The organism is Thalassolituus hydrocarboniclasticus (assembly GCF_025345565.1).
Taxonomy (GTDB): domain Bacteria; phylum Pseudomonadota; class Gammaproteobacteria; order Pseudomonadales; family Oceanobacteraceae; genus Venatoribacter; species Venatoribacter hydrocarboniclasticus.
In genome coordinates, this window is the sequence record NZ_CP054475.1 from 3,924,009 (window position 1) to 3,945,430 (window position 21,422).

The following is a 21,422-nucleotide window of genomic DNA, read 5'->3' on the forward strand; positions in this document are numbered from 1 at the left end:
TATGATTGGTACCCTGTTTATTTTCTCCGCTCCGTCCGGTGCCGGTAAAACCAGCCTGGTGAAAGCCCTGCTGCAATCCACCGGTTATATCGGTGTGTCCGTATCCCACACCACCCGCGCCCCGCGTCCGGGCGAGGTGGACGGCAAAGATTATCACTTCGTATCCGTGGCCGAGTTTCAGGACATGGTCAGCCGTGGCGCCTTTCTTGAGCACGCTCAGGTGTTTGATAACTTCTACGGCACCTCACAGGAATGGGTGGAGTCCGAGCTTTCCGCCGGTCGTGATGTAATTCTGGAAATCGACTGGCAGGGCGCGCAGCAGGTGCGTCACCTGATGCCGGATGCCGTCAGCGTATTTATTGCACCGCCGTCTATTGCGGCGTTGCGTGAACGCCTGCAGAAGCGTGGCCAGGACAGCGAAGACATTATCGAACGCCGCATGCGCGATGCGCGTAACGAGATGAGCCACTACGGTGAATACAACTATCTGATTATTAACGATAATTTTGAAAACACCGTCGAAGAACTGCGCGCCATCGTGATTGCCCGCCGCCATCGTCTGAGCGCCCAGCAGGTGCGCCACGAAGATGTGCTGCAGGAATTACTGAACGGCTGATCACGTCCGGAGCCCGCTGGCCTCTTCCCTTGCCGGCGGATTCCGCTACAATACCCGGTTCCACCGAATTCATCTGATTCCACAGGATATCCCATGGCACGCGTTACCGTAGAAGACTGCTTAACCAACGTTGATAACCGCTTTGAACTGGTCATGCTGGCCACCAAACGTGCCCGCCAGATCGCGGTACAGGGTGCTGAGCCACTGGTTGCGGAAGAAAACGACAAGCCAACCGTACTGGCTCTGCGTGAAATCGCTGAAAACCTGGTAACGCCAACCACCATGGCCGCCCAGGAAGAAGCCGCACGAGCGGAACAGTACTAAGCAGACCCAGCCTGAGGTTCTGCTTAAGTGCCCACCATTGATGCCTTATCGGAGCGGCTTTCCCACTATCTGAGCAACCCTCAGATTCAGCAGGTCAGCCGCGCCTATTACTACGCCGAACAAGCCCACGATGGCCAGCGCCGTCGCAGCGGCGAGCCTTACATCATCCATCCGTTAGCGGTCGCCAATATCCTGGCGGACATGCATCTCGACCATCAGAGCCTGATGGCCGCCATGCTGCACGATGTGATTGAAGACACCGGCGTACCCAAAACCGCTCTGGCAAAACAGTTCGGCGACGTGGTCACCGATCTGGTCGATGGTGTGTCCAAACTCACCAATATTCACTTCGAAAGCAAAGAACACCAGCAGGCCGAAAACTTCCAGAAGATGGCCATGGCCATGGCCAAAGACATCCGCGTCATTCTGGTAAAACTCGCCGACCGCCTGCACAACCTGCGTACTCTGGGCTCGCTGAAGCCCGAAAAGCGCCGCCGCATCGCCAAAGAAACCCTCGATATCTACGCTCCTATCGCCAACCGCCTGGGTCTGAACAGTATCCGCGTGGAGATGGAAGAGCTGTGTTTCGAAGCCATGTATCCGATGCGTTCGGAGATGATCCGCAAAGCGGTAAAAGCGGCACGCGGCCACCGTTCTGAGATTGTGAATAACATCGCCACCGCCGTGCGCAACCGCCTGACCGAGGTGGGTATCAGCGCCCGGGTGGTTGGCCGTGAAAAGCATCTGTTCAGCATTTACAGCAAGATGCGTGATCAGCGTAAATCGCTGACCGATATTATGGATGTCTACGGTTTCCGCATCATCGCCGACTCCGTCGATTCCTGTTACCGCATCCTCGGCGCCATGCACAGTCTGTATAAGCCGATTCCGGGGCGCTTCAAAGACTATATCGCCATTCCCAAAACCAACGGTTACCAATCGCTGCACACCACGCTGATCGGTATCGGTGGTGTGCCGATTGAAATCCAGATCCGCACCGAAGAAATGGAAGCCATGGCCAACCATGGTATTGCCGCCCACTGGCTGTATAAATCGGAAAGCGATCAGGCCAGCGGCACCCAGCGTGCACGGCAGTGGGTGCAGAACCTGCTCGAGCTGCAGAAAAACGCCGGCAGCCCGCTGGAGTTTGTTGAGCACGTTAAAGTCGATCTGTTCCCGGATGAGATTTACGTGTTCACGCCGAAGGGCAAAATTCTCGAATTACCATCCGGCTCCACGGCCATCGATTTTGCTTACGCGGTGCATACCGATGTGGGCAATCACTGCATCGCCTGCCGTATTAACCGCCAGCTGGCGCCACTGAGTGCACGTCTGCAGAACGGTCAGACCGTGCAGATCGTGACCGCACCGGGCGGCCAGCCGAACCCGGCCTGGCTCAACTTTGTGGTCACCGGCAAAGCGCGCTCCAATATCCGTAATTATCTCAAGAGTCAGCGCCGCTCCGAATCGGTGGCACTGGGTGAGCGTTTGCTTAATAAAGCGCTGAATGCGCTGGGCAAAACGCTGGAAGATATCGACCAGCAGCATATTGATCTGGTGCTGCGTGAAACTGGTCTCGATGAACTCGGCGATCTGCTCGAAGACATTGGTGCCGGTAACCGTATGGCACCGCTGCTGGCGCGCCGCCTGCTGGTTGCCAATAAAGAATCCGACATCGATCTGGAATCGGTTGAACAATCACCGCTGGCGATTAAAGGCACCGAAGGTCTGGTGGTGAATTTTGCCAAGTGCTGCAGCCCGATTCCCGGCGACCCGATTATTGGTTACGTCAGCTCCGGCCGTGGTCTGGTGATTCATACCGAAAGTTGTAAAAACGTCGAAGAATTCCGCGATAACCCGGAAAAATGCGTCATTCTCAGCTGGGATAAAGACATCGACAGCGAATTTACCGTCGACCTTAAAGTCTATCTGGAAAACCGCCGTGGCATCGTCGCCGAACTGGCCAGCGCCATTACCCAGGCGGAAGCCAATATCGAAAAAATCAGTGTGGAAGAGCGCGATGCCCGCCTCAGCGTTACCCATCTGAGTCTCAGCGTGCATGGCCGCAAACATCTGGCCCGCGCGATCCGCCGCCTGCGCAATATCCGCGGCGTGAATAAAATTGTCCGCAGTAAAAATTAAGGATTGTTATGAGCCGCGAAATCATCGCTACAGAAAAAGCCCCGGCCGCTATCGGCACTTATTCCCAGGCTGTTAAAGTCGGAAAAACCGTTTACCTGTCCGGGCAGATTCCGCTGGTACCGGAAACCATGGAAATGGTTGAAGGCGATATCGAAGCACGCATTCATCAGGTATTTAAAAACCTGAGCGCAGTGTGTGAAGCGGCTGGCGGTTCTCTGCAGCAGATCGCCAAACTGAATATTTTCCTCACCGATCTGGGCAACTTCGCCACCGTTAATAAAGTGATGGCGGAATACTTTGAGCAGCCATACCCGGCCCGCGCTGCGGTCGGTGTGGCACAGCTGCCACGCGATGCCGGTGTGGAAATGGACGGCGTACTGGAACTCGACTGAGTTTCTTTGCTGCATAAAAAAAGCGCTCACTGAGCGCTTTTTTTATGGCTGTTAACCGCAGGCTAAATCAGCCCCATCTCGGTCAGCAGCTGGTCATAGCCTTCACGATAATTGCTGAATTTAAAATCGTAACCCAGCTCACGCAGACGCTTATTAGAGCAGCGACGGTTAGCACGGCGTGACGCTTCCGGCAGATCGTGATCCGGTTCCACATCACCGATACGGTCTTTCATCCACTCCAGCACATCAAACAGCGTGGCCGGTTCATCGTCGGTGGCCAGATAAATATCATCCAGCGGTTTATCCGTCAGCGCCCGTTCAATCAGCAACTGCAATACACCCAGGCAATCATCACGGTGAATACGGTTGGTCCACACCGGTGGTTCCGGATCACAGTGGCTGCCCTGCCGTGCCTGCTCAATCATGCGGGTGCGGCCGGGACCATAAATGCCGGTAAAGCGCACAACAGTGCCGGGCAGTTTATCGTTCAGCAGCGCCTGCTCAGCGGCCAGCATTTCTTTACCGGCGAAGCTTGTCGGTTTGGTTTCACTGCTTTCATCGACCCATTCGGCGTTCATCTGGTGATAAACACTGGAACTGGAAACAAAGAACGCACGCTTCAGGTTCTGGCCTTTCAGCGCCCGCAGCACATTACGCAATCCTTTGTAGTAATAATCGTGGTAGCCCTCTTTCGAGAACACCGGAGAAGCCACGCTGTAAACCAGGATATCCAGATCCTCAGGTAACGCCTGCAGCGTTTCTGCATCCGCCACATCGGCCTGAATCAGGCCAATACCGTCACCGATTGGTTTATCGGAGCGGCGGACACCCCATACCTGATGCCCGTCAGCGTGCAGCTGCTGCGCCAGATTACCGCCAATATCTCCTGCCCCCACAATCAGAATCCGAGCCATGTAATTCTCCTCTTGCGCTCAGTCTGGTGCAGCCCTCTGGGCCGCGCGTTCATTGTTATTTTAGCCAAGTGACAGCATTCAGCCCCCACGGGCTTTATTCACCCGGATTTAATAGGTAAGCTAAATCAATTTTCCGGTACCCATACAAGGTAACAATTAAGGAACCCTTATGACGCTGACCGAACTCAAGTACATTGTGACTCTTGCCCAGGAACGTCATTTTGGCCGGGCAGCGGAAAAGTGCTTTGTCAGCCAGCCGACGCTGAGCGTAGCGATAAAAAAACTGGAAAGCGAGTTAGACATTGCGATATTTGAACGCAGCAAAAGCTCGGTTACCGTTACCCCGCTCGGTGAGCGCATCGTTACCCAGGCGCAAAGAGTGCTGGAAGAAGCCCGCACCATCCGCGAACTGGCCAGTGCCGGCAAGGATCAGCTCAGCACACCGCTGAAGCTTGGCGCTATTTTCACCATCGGGCCTTACCTGTTTCCGCATCTGGTGCCGCAGATCCACCAGCAGGCGCCAACCATGCCGCTGTATCTGGAAGAGAACTACACCGGCGTACTGCGCCGCCAGCTGCGTGACGGTGAACTGGATGCCATCATCGTCGCCCTGCCCTTTACCGAAGCCGATGTGCTGACCCGGCCGCTGTACGACGAAAACTTCGTCGTGGTGCTGCCGAAAAACCACCCCTGGTGCAAACAGAAAAGCATCGAGGCCGAACAACTGGCCGATGAAGATCTGCTGATGCTGGGCGAAGGCCATTGCTTCCGTGATCAGGTATTCGAACACTGCCCGGCGCTGGCGCGTAAGCATCACACCCGCCTCGGCAGCGTGCTCGAAGGCAGCTCACTGGAAACCCTGAAGCATATGGTCGCCACCGGGCTCGGCATTACCGTGCTGCCGGAATCAGCGGTCAGCAATCTCGACCAGAATCTGGTCACCACGCGTCCGTTCAAGGCTCCGGCACCTTTCCGTACCGTGGCGCTGGCCTGGCGTGCCAGCTTCCCGCGCGGTCAGGCTATCGATCTGTTGCTGAGCACCGCCCGCCAGTGCCGTCTGGAACCCTGAGGACAGATAACGCGTGGCAAAACTCAGCCAGATCACCGAGCTGAAAGGCGTCGGCCCGAAACTGGCCGAACAGCTGCATAAACTACAGATCCGCAGTCTGGCGGATCTGTTCTTCCACCTGCCTTTCCGCTACGAAGACCGCAGCCAGATTACCCCGATCGGCGCCCTGCAACCGATGCGCCCGGCGGTGATTCAGGGCGAAGTGCGTGGCGCCACCGTATTGTTTGGCAAACGCCGCAGCCTGCTGGTGAAGCTGCAGGACCACAGCGGTGTCATCAGCCTGCGCTTTTACCATTTCAGCGCCGCGCAGAAAAATCAGTTCAGCACCGGCACCACGATCCGCTGCTACGGCGAACCGCGTCGTGGCGCCAGCGGGCTGGAGCTGTATCACCCGGAATACACCCGGCTGGAAGAAGGCCTCGATTTACCGCTGGAACCAAGCCTGACGCCGGTTTACCCGGCCACCGATGGCATCAGCCAGCAGCGCCTGCGTTTACTGCATGAGCAGGCGCTGGAGCTGCTGAAAGCCGATCAGGTCGATCTGACCGATTTGCTGCCCGTTACCTGGCTGCAACAATGGCAGTTACCAACACTGAAAGACGCCCTGCTGTTTTTGCACACGCCGCCACGGGAAACCAATCTGGCATTGCTCGAAAGCGGCCAGCATCCGGCACAGAAGCGTCTGATTCTGGAAGAACTCCTCGCCCACCAGCTGTCGTTGCATAAGCTGCGCGCACAGGTTCAGGCCGACGAAGCTCCGGCCATCCACAGCGATAAAACCCTGCAACGGGCGTTACTGCAGCAGCTGCCCTTTACCCCGACCGGCGCCCAGCAACGGGTGGTGAGCGAAATCGAACAGGACCTGACCCAGCCTTACCCTATGCTGCGTCTGGTGCAGGGCGATGTCGGCTCCGGCAAAACCCTGGTTGCCGCCCTCGCAGCCTGCGATCTGCTGCAGGCCGGTTTTCAGGTGGCGCTGATGGCACCGACCGAAATTCTCGCCGAACAGCACCTCAACAACCTCTCCGGCTGGTTTGAACCTCTGGGCATTAAGCTTGGCTGGCTGGCCGGCAAGGTAAAAGGCAAGGCGCGCGAGCGTTCGCTGGCGGAGATTGCCAGCGGTGAAGCGCAACTGGTGGTCGGCACCCACGCGCTGTTTCAGGACGATGTACACTTCGCCCGGCTGGGGCTGATTATTATCGACGAGCAGCACCGCTTTGGCGTGCATCAGCGCCTGTCGTTGCGGGAAAAAGGGGTGGCGCAGAAGTTATCGCCACACCAGCTGATCATGACCGCCACACCGATTCCGCGCACACTGGCGATGAGCGCTTACGCCGATCTGGACACCTCGGTAATCGACGAGTTGCCTCCCGGCCGCAGCCCGATTACCACCGTCGCTATCGGCGAGCAGCGCCGCCCGGAAGTCATTGAGCGGGTCAATGGTGCCTGTGCAGAAGGTGCACAGGCTTACTGGGTCTGCACCCTGATTGAAGAGAGCGAGGCATTGCAGTGTCAGGCGGCGGAGAACACCGCACAGGAACTGGCCGAAGCCTTACCGCACCTGCGTATCGGCCTGGTACACGGGCGCATGAAAGCGGCCGAGAAAGCCGACATCATGGCGCGCTTTAAAGCCCACGAACTCGATCTGCTGGTTGCCACCACGGTAATTGAGGTTGGCGTCGATGTGCCCAACGCCAGCCTGATGATTATCGAAAACCCCGAACGCCTGGGTCTGGCACAGCTGCACCAGTTGCGCGGCCGGGTCGGGCGGGGCAGTGCCAAGAGTCACTGCGTGCTGCTGTATAAAGCACCGCTGTCGTTCACCAGCAAACAGCGTCTGCAGGTGATGCGCGACAGCCAGGACGGATTCTATATCGCCGAACAGGATCTGCAGATCCGCGGCCCCGGCGAGCTGCTGGGTACACGCCAGACCGGCTTGCAGATGCTGCGCGTCGCCGATCTGCAGCGCGATGGCGATCTGCTGCCACAGGTACGCGATATGGCCCAGCAACTGTGGACACTGCACCCGCACACGGTCGAACCCCTGATTCAGCGCTGGCTGGGTGACGCCGAACGTTTCGCCAACGTCTGATTTCTCGGCTTTTACCACTGGTCGGAATCATGACCTCAATCACGCTCTCTGCCGCAGCAGATGCAGAAGGCTGGTCTATAGTTATCTCCACCCCTAAACGATCAGCAAACGGATTTCACCATGGCCATCCCTGCCACCGTAATGAAAGTACTGGACGACTGGCACATTGATTACAGCCTGACCGACGACGAGGAGCTGTTCCACCTTATGCAAAGCAATCCACCGGCCTCCTACTCTGCCAAAGTTGCCAATGTTGTCTTCCTTAAGGACGACCTGGGCAAGGTGCAGGTTGTGATCCCCGGCAACCGCATGCTCGACCTGAATCAGCTGGCACATCAGCTCGGCCGGCAATTTACCGCGCTGTCCGCCACCGAGCTGGAACGCCTGAAAAAACAGCACGGTCTGGATGAGTTTCCGGCCCTGCCACAGGTCACCAAGCTGGAGAGTCTGGTCGATGATTCCCTGTTACTGCAGAACGAGCTGTTTATCGTCTCAGGAGCCGGGCACGAGTGGCTGAAGGTGCCGATGGAGCAATTCCGCAACCTCACCACCAGCTCGCGCATCGGCAGCTATACCGCACCGCTGATGACCGACATTCACTACAACGATCCGCAGCAGGATCTGGAAGATGTGCATGCCGCCATCCGCCAGTTCACTCCGCTGCGTATCAAACAGCGTCTGGCCGAAACCCTCGACCTGCCGCCGCTGCCGGAAACCGCACGGCGCATTATCGAACTGCGGGTTGATCCCAATGCCGATACCACTTCACTGGCGCAGGCCGTTGAGCTTGATCCGGGCATGTCGGCACAGGTGGTAAGCTGGGCGCGTTCGCCTTATTACGGCGTGCGCGGCGAGATCAAAACCGTGGAAGAAGCGGTGATCCGCGTGCTGGGCTTCGATCTGGTCATCAATCTGGCGCTGGGTCTGGCACTGGGCCGCACCCTGTCAGTCCCTAAAGAGGGCCCGCATGGCTATGCTCCTTTCTGGCAGCAGGCGGTGGTAACTGCGGCACTGTGCGGCGAGCTGGCCAAGCTGATGCCCGCCCGTCATCGTCCCAGCCAGGGGCTGGCGTACCTGTGCGGCCTGCTGCATAACTTTGGCTTCCTGATTCTGGGCCATGTATTTCCGCCACAGTTTTCGCTGGTTAACCGCCATATCGAAGCGAACCCGCATATCAACCGCTTCTACGTTGAGCGTCATTTGCTGGGCCTGACCCGGGAACAGATTTCCGCCTGTCTGCTGCAACAATGGCGTATGCCGGAAGAACTGGTGACGGCGATGCGTCAGCAGCACAACCCTTACTACGAAGGCGAGCATGCCGACTATGCCCGCCTGCTGTATGTCGCCACCCGCAGCCTGCGCCGTCACGGTTTTGGTGACGGCCCGTTCGAGCAGCCGGAAGACTTTCTGCTGGATACGCTGTACCTGCGTGCAGACAGCGTGGATGAAGTAACGGTGAATCTGCTGGAACGTATGGACGATCTGAGCGAAATGGTGCAGATGCTGAATCACTGAGTGCCTGCCGCCGGGTATAAAAAAAAGCCGCAATTGCGGCTTTTTTTTTGCTCAGAAGCAGGCGTTACCCAGCCTGTCCGCTCAGACTTTGTTTCACACCCGCCAGCCATTGCTGCAGTACCGGTTCACGGTAGGCCTGAGCCAGTCGCTGCAGTTCGTCATTCGGGGTGGTGCGGTGAACGTAAAGCAGAAACTCCGTCACGTCGCGCTGCAGGCCAGCCTGCCAGTTTTCCGGTGGCTGCCAGTCACGCAGCACCGCCTGCAGTTGCGGATACACACTGCTGCGGGTAACGCTGAGCAAGGCCGAGAACTGCATGGCTTCGTCCAGCTGTTTAATCAGCGCGACCCGCGCAGGTGCTGGCGGCTGCTGACGCAGACGGCTGATGTAGTCCTGATAGTTACGGCTGTTCTGATCGGCAATGGCACTGAGTTCTTTGTTGCGCGCATTCTGCAGACGACGGCTGTTCAGCGTGCTCTGCAGCAGTTCACGCTGCTGATCATCGAGAGAGGCCAGTGCACTGGCCAGAGTATTCTGCAGTGCAACCGGCGCCCACAGCGGCGTCAGCCGGTCGACAACATCGTACTGAAAACCGAGCGGCGCCTGGGTTTCATTCAGCACCTGCTGCGCCAGATTACGAGCCTGCTCCCCCAGTCCCTGCAGACCGGAAGCACCGATAATGGCTTCGAGCTGTTGCTGCGCCTGCTCGGCGGCCTGTTGCCTTGCCAGCTCCTCGGCACTCAGCTGAGCATCCGCTTCAGCATTGTTTGCCACCGGCATGGAGATGGCACTAATACCCTGCTCCGCACTGATTGCCGGCATCGCTATTGTGCTGGCCAGCAGCACCGCCAGCATAGAACGCTGCATCTTCAATTCTGTTCTCCCGCTCTGGGGTTGTTGTAAGTGTCATGGTCAAGCGCCCCTTCACTGCGGGCTACCACCACCGAAACCATAGCATCACCGGTAACATTCACGGCGGTGCGCATCATATCGAGAATCCGGTCAACGCCGATAATCAGCGCGATCCCTTCGACCGGTAATTGTACCTGTTCCAGCACCAGCGCCAGAGTAACAAGGCCAACCCCCGGCACACCGGCGGTACCGATTGAGGCCAGCATGGCGGTCAGTACCACCAGCAGATACTGGCTCAGAGTCAGATCAAAACCATAGGCCTGGGCGATAAAGGCCGTCGCCACGCCCTGCATAATCGCCGTGCCATCCATATTGATGGTTGCCCCCAGCGGGACAGAGAACGCCGCCACACGATTTTTAACCCCGAGCCGTTGCTCAACCGCACGCAGGGTAACGGGTACCGTAGCCGTACTGGAGGCGGTGCTGAAGGCAAATAACTGCACATTGCGCATTTTACGCAGAAAAACTCTCGGTGACAGGCCAGACAGGCCTTTCAGCAATAAGGGGTAAACCACAAAGCCATGCAGCAGAAGTACAGTGGTGACGGTCAGCATATAAAGCGCCAGATCACCGACCTTACCAATTCCCTGCTCGGCAAACAGGGTAAACAGCAAACAGAACACACCGTAGGGCGCGAAGCTCATCAGCAGCGTAACCAGCTTCATCAGCACTTCGTTCCAGTCGTTAAAGTGCCCACCAATGCGCTCACCGTATTCACCGGCCCGGCCAATGGCCACACCGATCAGCAGGGCGAAGACAATCACCTGCAGCATGGTACCTTCGGCCATCGCCTGCACCGGATTGCTGGGGAAAATATTGGCCAGCACGTCGATCAGCGCCATTGGCTCCGGCGGCACATAATCACCACCTGTGCTCTTATCGACACCGGCACCGGGTTGCCACCAGTTAGCCAGCAGCAGCGCCAGCGAAATCGCCAGACCGGTGGTCGCCAGATAGAGCACGATGGTTTTCAGACTCAGACGACCGAGAGAACCCTGATCGCGCAGGTGGCAGACACCACAGACCAGCGATACAAACACCAGCGGCACCACCAGCACCTTCAGGCTGGCAATAAAGATTTTGCCGCCCAGCAGAAACAGCCCATGGGTAAGAAAATCATCAAGGAAATAGTGCAGATACCCCTGCCACACAGGGTCGTTCAGCAGGTCAGGTATCAGCAGCAAACGCTGGGTCAGACTGCCCAGCAGAATGGCAGCGGTCATGGCTATCAGAATCTGACGAGTAAGGCTCATACGGATATCCTATTGGCCGGGCCGCCGCGACCGGAGCCGGACGGTAAAGCAAAACCGCGGACGGTGCCGCGGTTTTTATGTTGTTATTTTTTTTTCGGTTTCAGGTATTTGCTCACACCCTGGAACCACATGACCAGTGACAGATCACCGGCAATTTTAATGTCTTTATCCTGAATGCCTTTCATAAAAGCATTTTTGTCTTTCGACGTCAGGATACGCAGACCAGTATCAGCGTTTTTGAAGCTGATGGTAAAGGCCGGATTTTTATGCGTCTTACGCTTGCTGCGTACGCTGTTGTCGGCAACGACATAGTGACGGACGATACCGCCATCTTCGGTCTGAAGCTGAAACGCAAAATCTTTGCCTTCAAGTTGCTTACGGAAATCAGGATTTTTACGCGCCGCTTTTTTCATCAGCAGGCCCAGGGCCCACAGCAGCAGTTGGAACTTGATCATGACACGTCCTCGGAATGGTAGAGAAAAAGAGTCTCTCAGGATTCCGGTTGTTCGGTGATGTCGCCTGCATCCTGAAAGAGGCGCGATTGTGCCAGAGCCGGCATACATTGCAAAAGACCTTCTTTGCCTAAGCGGCGCATATGCTGGCGATTACGTTCAGGAATACGTTCCGGACGGCTGACACTGGCCAGCGCCTGCTCGATATCCGCCTCGCGGATAATATGCAGCATCGGGTAGGGGGAGCGGTTGGTAAAGTGGCTCATATCGTCTTCATCCTCACCTTCAAACAGGTAATGCGGATGAAAACTGGCCAGTTGCAGTACGCCTTCATAACCCATCTGAGCCAGCAGATTGTCGCAGATCAGCAGCCAGTTCCAATACAGGTCAAAGTCGTCAAAGCAGGAAGGTACAACAAATAACGCGGTGGGCAATTGCGCCGCATCGGCCTCGGCAACCTCACGCAGCAGTTCCATAAACTGCAGGGTGGCCTGCTCCGGGTCGGAGCTGTCACAGACATCGATACGCAGGGAATCAAAAACAGGAGCGGCAAAGGGGCAGAGCCCCTCGCCGATAACCAGCTGCTTAACCCATTCCCGGGTCAGCAGCTTTGCAGTGCTTATTGCACGGCCTCTTTCAGACCTTTACCAGGCTTGAATGCCGGTACTTTGGCAGCAGCGATGGTGATTGGAGCACCAGTCTGAGGGTTTTTACCCTGACGTTCAGCGCGCTGACGCACTTCGAAAGTACCGAAACCGATCAGGCTGACAGAGTCGCCTTCACTCAACGCTTTAGCAATCTGATCGGTGATCACGGTGATCACTTCTGCTGCTTTTTCTTTGCTCAGATCTGCTTTTTCAGCGATGGCCGCAGCCAGTTCTGGTTTACGCATGGATGATTATCCTTATTGGGCTGTAGTGGTCCCCGATTCCCCGGGGAGTACGTTATCCCCTGCCAATAGCAGGGGAGCGTGAAGTAACGAGAGGTCAGGGCAGAATAGCCGGCAGCTCTTTGTTGAGTGCTACTTTATTCATAACCCTGGCTCCGGTCAAAGCATAGCCGAGCAATTCGCCGTTTTCGTTGCGGAACTCGGCCTGAACATCGGCTCCGTCACACTCTGCCTGCCACATGCCGGAAACGCCCGGAGCCGGCGGAGAAACCACCACAGGTACGACCGGGGTTTTCACCGTGACCGGCATCACGCCATAGCTCACATCGGTTGCTTCGCCGGCCAGGGTTTTCGCCAGCGCGCGGGCAGAAGCCATCAGCGGCAGTACATACAGCAGCACACGGCCTTCGACCTCAGCACAGTCGCCCAGCGCGTAAATATCCGGCTCGCTGGTCTGCAACTGACGGTTAACCACGATACCGTGATTCACCTGCAGGCCGGCTTTAATCGCCAGATCCAGACGCGGACGCAGACCAATAGCAGACACCACAACGTCGGTTTTCAGTGTCTCGCCATTGCTCAGGGTCGCGCTCAGCTCATCGCCATCGTGCACGATACGGCTGACCAGCGGGCCAAGATGGAAACGTACACCCATGCCTTCCAGACCCTGCTGAACGGCATTCGCAGCTTCCGTTGGCAACAGTGACGGCAGCAGTTGCTCACACGGCGCCACCACGTCGATATCAAAACCACCATTGGCCATGTCATTGGCGTATTCACAGCCAATCAGGCCGGCACCCATGATCAGTACCCGCTTTTTGCCATCGGCAGCGGCACGGAAACGGGCGTAATCTTCGAGGTCATTGATGGAGTAAATACGATCACCGGCATCACCTTCGACGCGCGGACGGATGACTTCTGCACCCCAGGCCAGCACCAGCTTGCTGTATTCAACCGGCTCTTCGCCGATAAATACTTTGTGCGCCGCCGCGTCGATATGGGTAACGCGGGTATTCGGGCGGATAACGATATTCAGCTGTTCGGCCATCGCCGCGGCACTGGCCATCGCCAGCTCATCGGCGGTTTTGTTCTTGCCGAAGCCTGTGGATAACATCGGTTTGGAATAATTACGGCCATCATCGGCGGTAATCATCAGAATATCCTGCTGCGGCGCCAGCTTACGCAGTTCTTTGACCAGGTTATAACCGGCCAGCCCGGTTCCGATCACTACAATCGGGGCAGTATTCTCATTCATAGACTTTTATCCGGATGGAGACAGGTGAGAAAAGGACAGGAAGTGCGGAGGCACTTCCCGGATATTGAACGGGGGGATCAGATTTCTACCATCTCAAAGTCTTCTTTACCCACACCGCAATCAGGACAAATAAAGTCTGCGGGTACATCTTCCCAGCGGGTTCCCGGTGCCAGACCTTCTTCCGGTGCGCCCAGTTCTTCGTCATAAATCCAGCCGCAAACAACACATTGCCACTTTTTCATACTATTACCTTAAAAAATACCGATTTTCAGAAAGGCGCTAAAACTACTCAGCCGCCGGGGGAAAATCAACGGTCAATTCCGGGCATTTGCCAGCCGCGCTTGGCCAGCCAGGCCCGCCCGGACTTGCCTGACGCCCCGATTTAGCGCATCCTGCGCGCCTGAAATGATCCCCGGTTTACCGGATGTCTGCGTCTCCACCGAGCCCATTCATGAAGGCATTGTCCTCCCTGCATACGCCGGCGATTCCGTCTCTGGCACCTGTGCTGCATCCATCTGCTCCGTCATGGTCCAACCGTAACCGGCGCCGTGCGTTCTCCCTGCCGCCCGTCTGGCGCGACTGGTTGCTGAACGAACAATCGCTGACGGCACGTCTCAGCGCCCTGCGCCCGGGCACCTTCAATGTACAGGTACTGGCGCAGTATTACGGCGAACCAACCACGGTTGAGCGTCAGGCACTGAAACTCTACGGCAGCCAGCGGTTATGGATCAGGGAAGTGATTCTGCGCCTCGGCGAGGTGCCTCTGGTTTACGCCCGTACCGCTATTCCATTAGCGACATTGTCGGGAAATGAGCGCCGCTTACAGCATCTGGGCTCGCGCTCACTGGGCAGTTATCTGTTCAGCCAGCCATCGCTGCGCCGTACGCCACTGCAGGTCAGCCACTGCAAAGCCAATGCACTGGGGTTAGAATGGTCGCGGCGCTCGGTATTTACCCTGCGCGGTAAGCCACTCATGGTGTCGGAAGCGTTTTCCCGCCGCCTGACCGAATTTCTCTGAAGGGCAGAACTGCCCCCGGCAAGAAGAAGAACTGTTATGTCCGCATTATCCCAACAGCTTGATCGTTACTGGCCATCCCGCTGGGGACGCTGGCAGGACTGGATTGCCATTACCCGTCTCGACCGCCCGATCGGTTCTTACCTGCTGCTCGGACCAACGCTGTGGGCGTTATGGATTGCCGCGGCTGGCGTACCCGACCTGAATCTGTTGCTGATTTTCACCGCCGGTGTGTTTCTGATGCGCTCCGCCGGCTGCATCATCAATGACTTTGCCGACCGCAAGGTCGACGGCCACGTAAAGCGCACCGCCGACCGGCCGCTGGCGACCGGCCGCATGACCAGCAAACAGGCGCTGACCGGCTTCGCGGTACTGGTGCTGCTGGCTTTCCTGCTGGTGCTGCTGACCAATACCTTCACCATTATGCTGTCGTTTGCCGCCCTTGGGCTGGCGTCGCTCTACCCTTTTATGAAGCGTTACACCCACCTGCCGCAGGTGTTTCTCGGTGCTGCTTATTCCTGTGCCATTCCGATGGCCTTTGCCGCGCAGAGCAACGACATTCCGGCCGTTGCCTGGCTGTTGTATATCGCCAACCTGTGCTGGACCGTGGCTTACGACACTATGTATGCCATGGTCGACCGCGATGACGACCTGAAGATCGGCATCAAATCTACTGCGGTGCTGTTCGCCGAACTGGATCTGGCGATGATCGGTCTGCTGCAGGGCATGACGCTGTTCTGCCTGCTGGCGGCCGGAAATCAGCTGGCGCTGAGCTGGCCGTTTTATGTCGGTCTGCTGTGCGGGGCGCTATTTTTTGCTTCGCAGTTATGGCAGATCCGTTCACGCGGCCGTGACGTCTGCTTTACGGCTTTCCGCCAGAGTTACTGGTTTGGCCTGATTATCTGGGCCGGCTTCGCAGGCCATTACCTGCTCGCCTGAAGCGCGTTCTGCTCAGGCATTCTCCGGCCACCTCCGCACAGAATGTGCAGAAAGTTCCGCTAATCAGTCGTTACTGAGTCAGTTGTCACATCCCTGTAACATTGCGCCAGTGTAATACCAGCGCAATACGGGATTGTGACACTTGCGTGACGACAACTATGACTAAAGCAGGCAAGACGGTATTAATCGTCGATGATGAAGCGCCAATCCGCGAGATGATCGCGGTCGCCCTGGAAATGGCAGGCTACGAGTGTATGGAAGCCGCCAGCGTTCAGGAGGCTCATGCTCATATCGTCGATAATAAACCAGATATGATTTTGCTCGACTGGATGCTGCCCGGCACCAGCGGCGTGGAGTTTGCGCGCCGCCTGAAACGGGATGATCTGACCGCCGAGCTGCCAATTATTATGCTCACCGCCAAAGGCGAAGAAGACAACAAAGTACAGGGGCTGGAAGCCGGTGCGGATGATTACATCACCAAACCCTTTTCCCCGCGTGAACTGGTCGCACGCCTGAAAGCCGTGCTGCGCCGCGCCACACCACAGGGCATTGAAGAGCCTATCGATGTCGGTGGCCTGATGCTCGATCCGGTCTGCCACCGCGTAACCTCACACAGCAGCCCGATTGATATCGGCCCGACTGAATACCGTCTGCTGCAGTTCTTTATGACCCATCAGGAGCGTGCCTATTCTCGCGCTCAGCTGCTGGATCAGGTGTGGGGCGGCAACGTGTATGTCGAGGAACGTACGGTTGATGTGCATATCCGCCGCCTGCGCAAAGCCTTGGGTGAATCCCACGAACATCTGATTCAGACCGTTCGCGGAACCGGCTACCGCTTCTCGACCAAAGCGTCCTGAAGCCGATGAGCCCGGTCTGGCGCAGGGAATTGCGCCGTCTGTGCTATCTGCTGCTGCTCGCACTGAGCATTGGTATCAGCCTTCACCAGCCAGGTGCGGCGATTGCTCTGGCACTGGGCGGCTATACCGCCTGGCAATGGCTGCAACTGTCACGCCTGCAGCACTGGTTGCAACAGGGCCAGAGTACGCCACTGCCACGCACCGTCGGTGTCTGGGGCGCGGTTTTCAGCGAAACCCAGAGGCTGCAGCAACGCAGCAGCAAGCATCAGCAGAAACTGCAGGCCATCATCAACCGCATTCAGGATTCCACTGCCGCCCTGCAGGATGCCGTACTGATGGTCGACAGCCACGGCAACCTGGAATGGTGGAATCATGCCGCCAGCAAATTTCTCGGACTGCGGGCGCCGGTCGATGTCGGCCAGCCCATTACCAACCTGATCCGCAACCCGGCTTTTAACGACTACTTTAATCACGGCGAATATGACGAGCCGCTGGAGATAAAGTCACCGGTTAACAGCCGCATTCATCTGCAATTCAACATTACCCAGTTTGGCCGTAAAGACCGGCTGCTGGTCGTGCATGACATTACCCGCCTGAAGCAACTGGAGCAGATGCGCAAAGACTTTGTTGCCAACGTCAGCCACGAATTACGTACGCCACTGACCGTGGTATCCGGTTACGTCGAAACCATGGCCAGTGTCAGCGATCAGCTGCCGCCACGCTGGGGACGTATGCTGGCGCAGATGAGCGAGCAGAGCGCGCGTATGGAGGCGTTAATCAAAGATCTGCTGATGCTGTCACGGCTGGAAACCACCCAGCAGGAACAGCCACAGGCGGTGGCGATTGAACCGCTGCTGGCCAGCATTGCCGCTGATGCCCGGGCGCTGAGCCATGAGCGCGGCCACGATATCCGTCTCAGCATCGACTGCCCGGCACAGTTACTGGGCTACGCCGACGAACTGCGCAGTGCTTTCTCTAATCTGGTGTTCAACGCGGTGAAATACACGCCGGATGGCGGCAAAGTGGAGTTAAGCTGGTACTGCAACAATGACGGCGCCTTCTTTGCGGTGCGCGATAATGGCAGCGGCATTGAGGCGCATCATTTACCACGCCTGACCGAGCGTTTTTATCGCGCCGACCCAAGCCGCAACAAAGCCACCGGCGGTACCGGACTGGGCCTGGCCATCGTCAAACATGTGCTGTTACGCCATGAAGGGGAGTTGCTGATCGAAAGCGAGCCGGGTAAAGGCAGCTGTTTTACCTGCCATTTCAAACCACAAAAGCTGATTAGCTGCGAGCCAGCCAAACAGCCCGCAGACCTGACCGGGACGCCGACGGCTCAGCGCACTTTGGCGATAAAGCGGGACAGTGTTGCCAGCTTTTCCGGGTCGTCATCAACATAGCGGATCAGCATCTGAATGGTCTGTGCATCCGGGTGCGGCTCCTGCGCCTGCATCATGCGCACATAACCGTTAATACGGGCAACATCGCCGCTGTCCTGATCAACAATATCCAGCACGACCTGCTCCAGCAAAGCCGGTAACGGCCCCTCGCGACGGAAGACGCCGATCAGCTCCTGCAGGCTGATATCTTTAATCACCAGCTTGGCGCTGCCACCCGAGCCAAAACGTACACTGGCCAGACCGCGGGCCTTGGCAGCACTTTTACGGGCCGGAGCAGCCTGCTCACCCATTAATACCGATGCGCCGCCCAGATCAGCAGCAGCAACGGTTTTCGGTTCAGCCATGGCTTTAGGCGTTGCGCCCATCAGCACGGATGCGCCGCCCATATCTCCGCCCGCCACTTTGGCTGCTCCACCAACGCTGGCAGCGCCCAGCACATCAGCAGAGCCATTACCGGTAGCCGCTTTACTTTCGCCCTGATTCGGGCGGATTTTCAGATGTTTGTAGACCAGCTTGGCCAGCTTGCCGACGAAATTTTCACGCGTGAAAGGCTTGCCGATATATTCCGATACACCGGCCTCCACGGCTTTCAGCACGTGATCGCGTTCGCCACGGCTGGTGATCATCATAAAGGGGACTTTTTTGTAGCGCTCATCGGCGCGCATCCACTGCAGCACCTCAATGCCGGAAACTTCCGGCATTTCCCAGTCGCATAACACCAGATTGATGCTTTTACCGTTCATGATGCTGATGGCCTTGCGGCCATCGACAGCTTCATGCAATTCGCAGCCCGGGTAAGTGTCACGGACTGCTTTTTTTACCAGATCGCGGATAAATGCTGCGTCATCAACGACCAGAATGTTCAGTGCTGCCATCGGCTAACCTTTGCCTGTGGGTATCCCCTTCAGCATAGCCGAATCCGCCGACATTGCCCGGCTGCCCCAACCGCTCAAGACGCAGGCGGGTTGCACCGATCACCGCCGCCGGCATCACAAACCAGTTCACCAGCGGAATCATCATCAGAAAGGCCACCACCGCGCCAAAACTCAGCACGGTGAGGTTGTCACCAGCCATGGCTTTACGCATCTCGGCAAAACTGCGGCCATGATTATCAAAGGAATAATCGATGTACTGCAGCGCCACCACCCAGCTGCCGAACCAGAACCACAGTAACGGGCTGGCCAGATTCAGGCCGGGAATAAAACTCAGCACCAGCAACAGCAGGTAACGCGGCAACAGATAACCCAGCTTGGTCAGCTCGCGGCCAAAGGTGCGGCGGATCATCTTCAGCACAGGCTCTTCCGGCAGTACGATACCGGCACGGCGCTCAACCTGCTCACTCAGCAAGCCATTCAGCGGGCTGCCCAGCGTTACCAGCAGAGTGCTGAAGAAATACGCCATCACCAGCAGCATGGTCAGCAGTGCCAGTGGCATCAGTAACCAGTACAGCCACTCCAGCCACTCCAGCCAACCCGGCAGCCAGGCCAGCAGGGATTCAATCCAGCCATTCAGTTTTTGTCCGCCCCACCAGCTGGCGGCACTCATAACGACGATATTCAGCAGTAATGGCAAGGCGACAAAGCGGCGCAGACCCGGCTCGCGTAACGAGAGGAAGCCCTGCCATAAGTAATGCCAGCCAAGAAATGGGTTGCCGTTCATAGATAGCTCCGTGCATCAATCCGGGCGCTTTTATACAATGCATCCCTTTGAATAACCACCCAACAACCCGTGCTGCTGACTGTTAAAAGCGGCCAATTTACCCGGAGAACCGTGCCCGTGACGCCGCAACGTCTGGAGAGAATTCATCAAACCCTGAGCCTGCGCCAACCCGATTTAACCGTACTGACCGACGAGGTGCATAAAGACCGCAACCTGTCGGCCATCGTCCGTACCTGCGATGCCTTTGCGGTACCCGAAGTCCATTGTGTCTGGCCCGGAGATCAGTACCGCCTGCGCCGCAATCAGACCGCCGGAGCGGGCACCTGGGTCGATGTACAAACCCACCCTTCTATTGATACCGCCATAGAACACCTGCAGGAGCAGGGCTTTACCGTCTGCGCCGCCCACTTCAGCGACCGCGCCGTCGACTTCCGCGATTACGACTTCACCCGGCCAACCGCACTGATGCTCGGTAATGAGAAAGAAGGGATAAGCGAACAAGCCGCCGAACTGGCCGACGAGCATCTGATCATTCCGATGCAGGGCATGGTGCAGTCTTTTAATGTTTCAGTCGCTGCGGCAATCATCCTCAGCGAAGCCCAGCGCCAGCGTCAGGCAGCCGGATTGTTTGACGAAAACCGTCTGGATGAAGAAACCTACCAGCGCCTGCTGTTTGAATGGTGCCAGCCGGTTATCACCAAGCTCTGCCACAAATATAAGCTGCCCTACCCGGAGCTGGGAGAGGACGGAGAACTGGTGGACCCTCAGGGATTTTCTGCTCTGGTCAACGGCCGCAGCTGATACTCCCAGTTCAGATCACGGTTATTGAACCGCATCTGCGCCAAAGGGATGCGCTGATAGCGGAAATCCTGCTGCCAGAACTGCAGCAGGCCCTGCTCAAAACGGCGCGGAATCTGTGCACCCAGCAAAACCATGCGCAGTGCTTTGGGTGGCAGTCGTAACAGCCACTGGCGCTGCTGACCAACCTGAATGGACTTATCCACAGACTCGCGCGCGCAGATCAGACGCTGTTCCGCCAGTATCGCCTGATGCGGCGGATCACAGCACAGACTGTCGGGCAGTCGCGGGGCACGCTGAAGCTGATAACTGACCGGGCGGAATAATGTATCCGGCCAGTACTGTGGGTCGATCCCCAACCAGATACCACTGAAACCGGCTCCGTAAGACCAGGCCAGCGGGCAATAGGGATCACTGAAAAAACGTTGCAGCAACCAGTCCTCAGGCTTGCCGATATCCTCTTCTGCCCGCGCTTTACGCTGGGCAACCAATGCTGCTTCTATATCTGCACGCTTGCTCTCCGCCTGACGCAGAAAGTCATCGCGGCTGATCAGGCTGCGCAGGTTCTCTGGCAGGCGTTCATATTCGGCATGCATATGCGACAGATAATCTTCCGCCGAAATACGCACCTGTGCAGCCTGTGCCGGCGGCGGCAATAACCAGGGCAGTCCACTGGCTGTCGCCGGTAATAATGGAATAAATCCACGCTTCAGCAACGGAATCGCCTCTTCTCCTAAAGGCAGATACACCAGTTCCGGCGGCAAACGAACAGCATTACTCATAAAAACGCATGACTCCTGAAGAACCGTCGACAGATAAACGCCCACCCCTTTGTGCGATATATCTCACAAGACAGTGCGACATCTGGGTAAAAAGCACTGGATGTGACGGAAGAAACGACACAGAAAAAATGTAAGACATTGATTTA

23 protein-coding genes are annotated in these 21,422 nt (G+C 57.1%); 12 read left to right on the plus strand and 11 right to left on the minus strand.

Annotated elements, in window-relative coordinates; genetic code table 11:
• Window position 1 precedes the first annotated feature (1 nt).
• From gmk to HUF19_RS17650, 4 genes are all read left to right on the plus strand, one after another.
• The gene (gene gmk, locus HUF19_RS17635; protein ID WP_260999520.1) at window positions 2–616 is read left to right on the plus strand and encodes a guanylate kinase; all 615 of its coding nucleotides are present in this window, start codon (window positions 2–4) and stop codon (window positions 614–616) included.
• A 93-nt stretch (window positions 617–709) separates the two neighbouring features.
• Window positions 710–940 carry a DNA-directed RNA polymerase subunit omega gene (rpoZ, locus tag HUF19_RS17640; RefSeq protein ID WP_145467562.1) on the plus strand — a complete coding sequence of 77 codons (231 nt, stop codon included), beginning with the start codon at window positions 710–712 and terminating at the stop codon, window positions 938–940.
• Window positions 941–967: 27 nt separating this feature from the next.
• Entirely contained in the window at window positions 968–3,082 is a 2,115-nt protein-coding gene (gene spoT, locus HUF19_RS17645; RefSeq protein WP_145467560.1) for a bifunctional GTP diphosphokinase/guanosine-3',5'-bis pyrophosphate 3'-pyrophosphohydrolase, read from the plus strand.
• Window positions 3,083–3,090: 8 nt separating this feature from the next.
• Entirely contained in the window at window positions 3,091–3,474 is a 384-nt protein-coding gene (locus HUF19_RS17650) for a RidA family protein (RefSeq protein WP_145467558.1), read from the plus strand.
• A 62-nt stretch (window positions 3,475–3,536) separates the two neighbouring features.
• On the opposite strand, the gene HUF19_RS17655 is transcribed toward HUF19_RS17650, so the two are convergent.
• Entirely contained in the window at window positions 3,537–4,388 is an 852-nt protein-coding gene (locus tag HUF19_RS17655; protein ID WP_260997811.1) for an SDR family oxidoreductase, read from the minus strand.
• Between the two features lie 169 nt (window positions 4,389–4,557).
• Between HUF19_RS17655 and HUF19_RS17660 the strand changes: the two genes are divergently transcribed.
• The 3 genes from HUF19_RS17660 to HUF19_RS17670 all read left to right on the plus strand — a co-directional run bounded on the left by HUF19_RS17660 (window position 4,558) and on the right by HUF19_RS17670 (window position 9,064).
• Window positions 4,558–5,457, plus strand: a complete 900-nt coding sequence (locus HUF19_RS17660) for a hydrogen peroxide-inducible genes activator (RefSeq protein ID WP_145467553.1) — start codon at window positions 4,558–4,560, stop codon at window positions 5,455–5,457.
• A 13-nt stretch (window positions 5,458–5,470) separates the two neighbouring features.
• Complete coding sequence (gene recG, locus HUF19_RS17665) at window positions 5,471–7,549, plus strand: ATP-dependent DNA helicase RecG (RefSeq protein WP_260997812.1); 2,079 nt, start codon at window positions 5,471–5,473, stop codon at window positions 7,547–7,549.
• Between the two features lie 120 nt (window positions 7,550–7,669).
• Entirely contained in the window at window positions 7,670–9,064 is a 1,395-nt protein-coding gene (locus HUF19_RS17670; protein WP_145467549.1) for an HDOD domain-containing protein, read from the plus strand.
• 64 nt (window positions 9,065–9,128) lie between these two features.
• Here the strand turns inward: HUF19_RS17670 and HUF19_RS17675 are convergent, their stop codons facing one another.
• The 7 genes from HUF19_RS17675 to HUF19_RS17705 all read right to left on the minus strand — a co-directional run bounded on the left by HUF19_RS17675 (window position 9,129) and on the right by HUF19_RS17705 (window position 14,065).
• Complete coding sequence (locus HUF19_RS17675) at window positions 9,129–9,929, minus strand: hypothetical protein (RefSeq protein ID WP_260997813.1); 801 nt, start codon at window positions 9,927–9,929, stop codon at window positions 9,129–9,131.
• 2 nt (window positions 9,930–9,931) lie between these two features.
• Window positions 9,932–11,227: a dicarboxylate/amino acid:cation symporter gene (locus HUF19_RS17680; protein ID WP_260997814.1), complete on the minus strand. Its 1,296-nt coding sequence runs from the start codon at window positions 11,225–11,227 to the stop codon at window positions 9,932–9,934.
• Between the two features lie 83 nt (window positions 11,228–11,310).
• On the minus strand, window positions 11,311–11,682 hold the full coding sequence (locus tag HUF19_RS17685) for an SCP2 sterol-binding domain-containing protein (protein ID WP_260997815.1): 372 nt from the start codon (window positions 11,680–11,682) through the stop codon (window positions 11,311–11,313).
• Window positions 11,683–11,717: 35 nt separating this feature from the next.
• Window positions 11,718–12,302: a DUF1415 domain-containing protein gene (locus HUF19_RS17690; RefSeq protein ID WP_366516562.1), complete on the minus strand. Its 585-nt coding sequence runs from the start codon at window positions 12,300–12,302 to the stop codon at window positions 11,718–11,720.
• Window positions 12,299–12,571, minus strand: a complete 273-nt coding sequence (locus tag HUF19_RS17695; protein WP_145467539.1) for an HU family DNA-binding protein — start codon at window positions 12,569–12,571, stop codon at window positions 12,299–12,301. Before HUF19_RS17695 ends, HUF19_RS17690 begins: the two co-directional genes overlap by 4 nt.
• A gap of 94 nt (window positions 12,572–12,665) precedes the next feature.
• Window positions 12,666–13,823: an FAD-dependent oxidoreductase gene (locus HUF19_RS17700; RefSeq protein WP_260997816.1), complete on the minus strand. Its 1,158-nt coding sequence runs from the start codon at window positions 13,821–13,823 to the stop codon at window positions 12,666–12,668.
• Window positions 13,824–13,900: 77 nt separating this feature from the next.
• Window positions 13,901–14,065, minus strand: coding sequence for a rubredoxin (locus HUF19_RS17705; protein ID WP_145467535.1), 165 nt, complete (start codon window positions 14,063–14,065; stop codon window positions 13,901–13,903).
• A 209-nt stretch (window positions 14,066–14,274) separates the two neighbouring features.
• Between HUF19_RS17705 and HUF19_RS17710 the strand changes: the two genes are divergently transcribed.
• From HUF19_RS17710 to phoR, 4 genes are all read left to right on the plus strand, one after another.
• Entirely contained in the window at window positions 14,275–14,841 is a 567-nt protein-coding gene (locus HUF19_RS17710; protein WP_260997817.1) for a chorismate--pyruvate lyase family protein, read from the plus strand.
• Between the two features lie 36 nt (window positions 14,842–14,877).
• Window positions 14,878–15,777, plus strand: a complete 900-nt coding sequence (ubiA, locus tag HUF19_RS17715) for a 4-hydroxybenzoate octaprenyltransferase (RefSeq protein WP_260997818.1) — start codon at window positions 14,878–14,880, stop codon at window positions 15,775–15,777.
• Window positions 15,778–15,935: 158 nt separating this feature from the next.
• Window positions 15,936–16,634 carry a phosphate regulon transcriptional regulator PhoB gene (phoB, locus tag HUF19_RS17720; protein ID WP_260997819.1) on the plus strand — a complete coding sequence of 233 codons (699 nt, stop codon included), beginning with the start codon at window positions 15,936–15,938 and terminating at the stop codon, window positions 16,632–16,634.
• A 5-nt stretch (window positions 16,635–16,639) separates the two neighbouring features.
• Window positions 16,640–18,037 carry a phosphate regulon sensor histidine kinase PhoR gene (gene phoR, locus HUF19_RS17725; protein WP_260997820.1) on the plus strand — a complete coding sequence of 466 codons (1,398 nt, stop codon included), beginning with the start codon at window positions 16,640–16,642 and terminating at the stop codon, window positions 18,035–18,037.
• Here the strand turns inward: phoR and HUF19_RS17730 are convergent.
• Window positions 17,974–18,912, minus strand: a complete 939-nt coding sequence (locus HUF19_RS17730) for a response regulator (RefSeq protein ID WP_260997821.1) — start codon at window positions 18,910–18,912, stop codon at window positions 17,974–17,976. The two genes, phoR and HUF19_RS17730, sit on opposite strands and share 64 nt — an antisense overlap.
• Complete coding sequence (gene cysZ / locus HUF19_RS17735; RefSeq protein ID WP_260997822.1) at window positions 18,884–19,696, minus strand: sulfate transporter CysZ; 813 nt, start codon at window positions 19,694–19,696, stop codon at window positions 18,884–18,886. The genes HUF19_RS17730 and cysZ overlap by 29 nt, the downstream gene beginning before the upstream one ends.
• 117 nt (window positions 19,697–19,813) lie before the next feature.
• Between cysZ and trmH the strand changes: the two genes are divergently transcribed.
• Window positions 19,814–20,497: a tRNA (guanosine(18)-2'-O)-methyltransferase TrmH gene (trmH, locus tag HUF19_RS17740; protein ID WP_260997823.1), complete on the plus strand. Its 684-nt coding sequence runs from the start codon at window positions 19,814–19,816 to the stop codon at window positions 20,495–20,497.
• Here trmH and HUF19_RS17745 read toward each other — a convergent pair.
• Window positions 20,461–21,276: a hypothetical protein gene (locus HUF19_RS17745; RefSeq protein WP_260997824.1), complete on the minus strand. Its 816-nt coding sequence runs from the start codon at window positions 21,274–21,276 to the stop codon at window positions 20,461–20,463. The two genes, trmH and HUF19_RS17745, sit on opposite strands and share 37 nt — an antisense overlap.
• Window positions 21,277–21,422 lie beyond the last annotated feature (146 nt).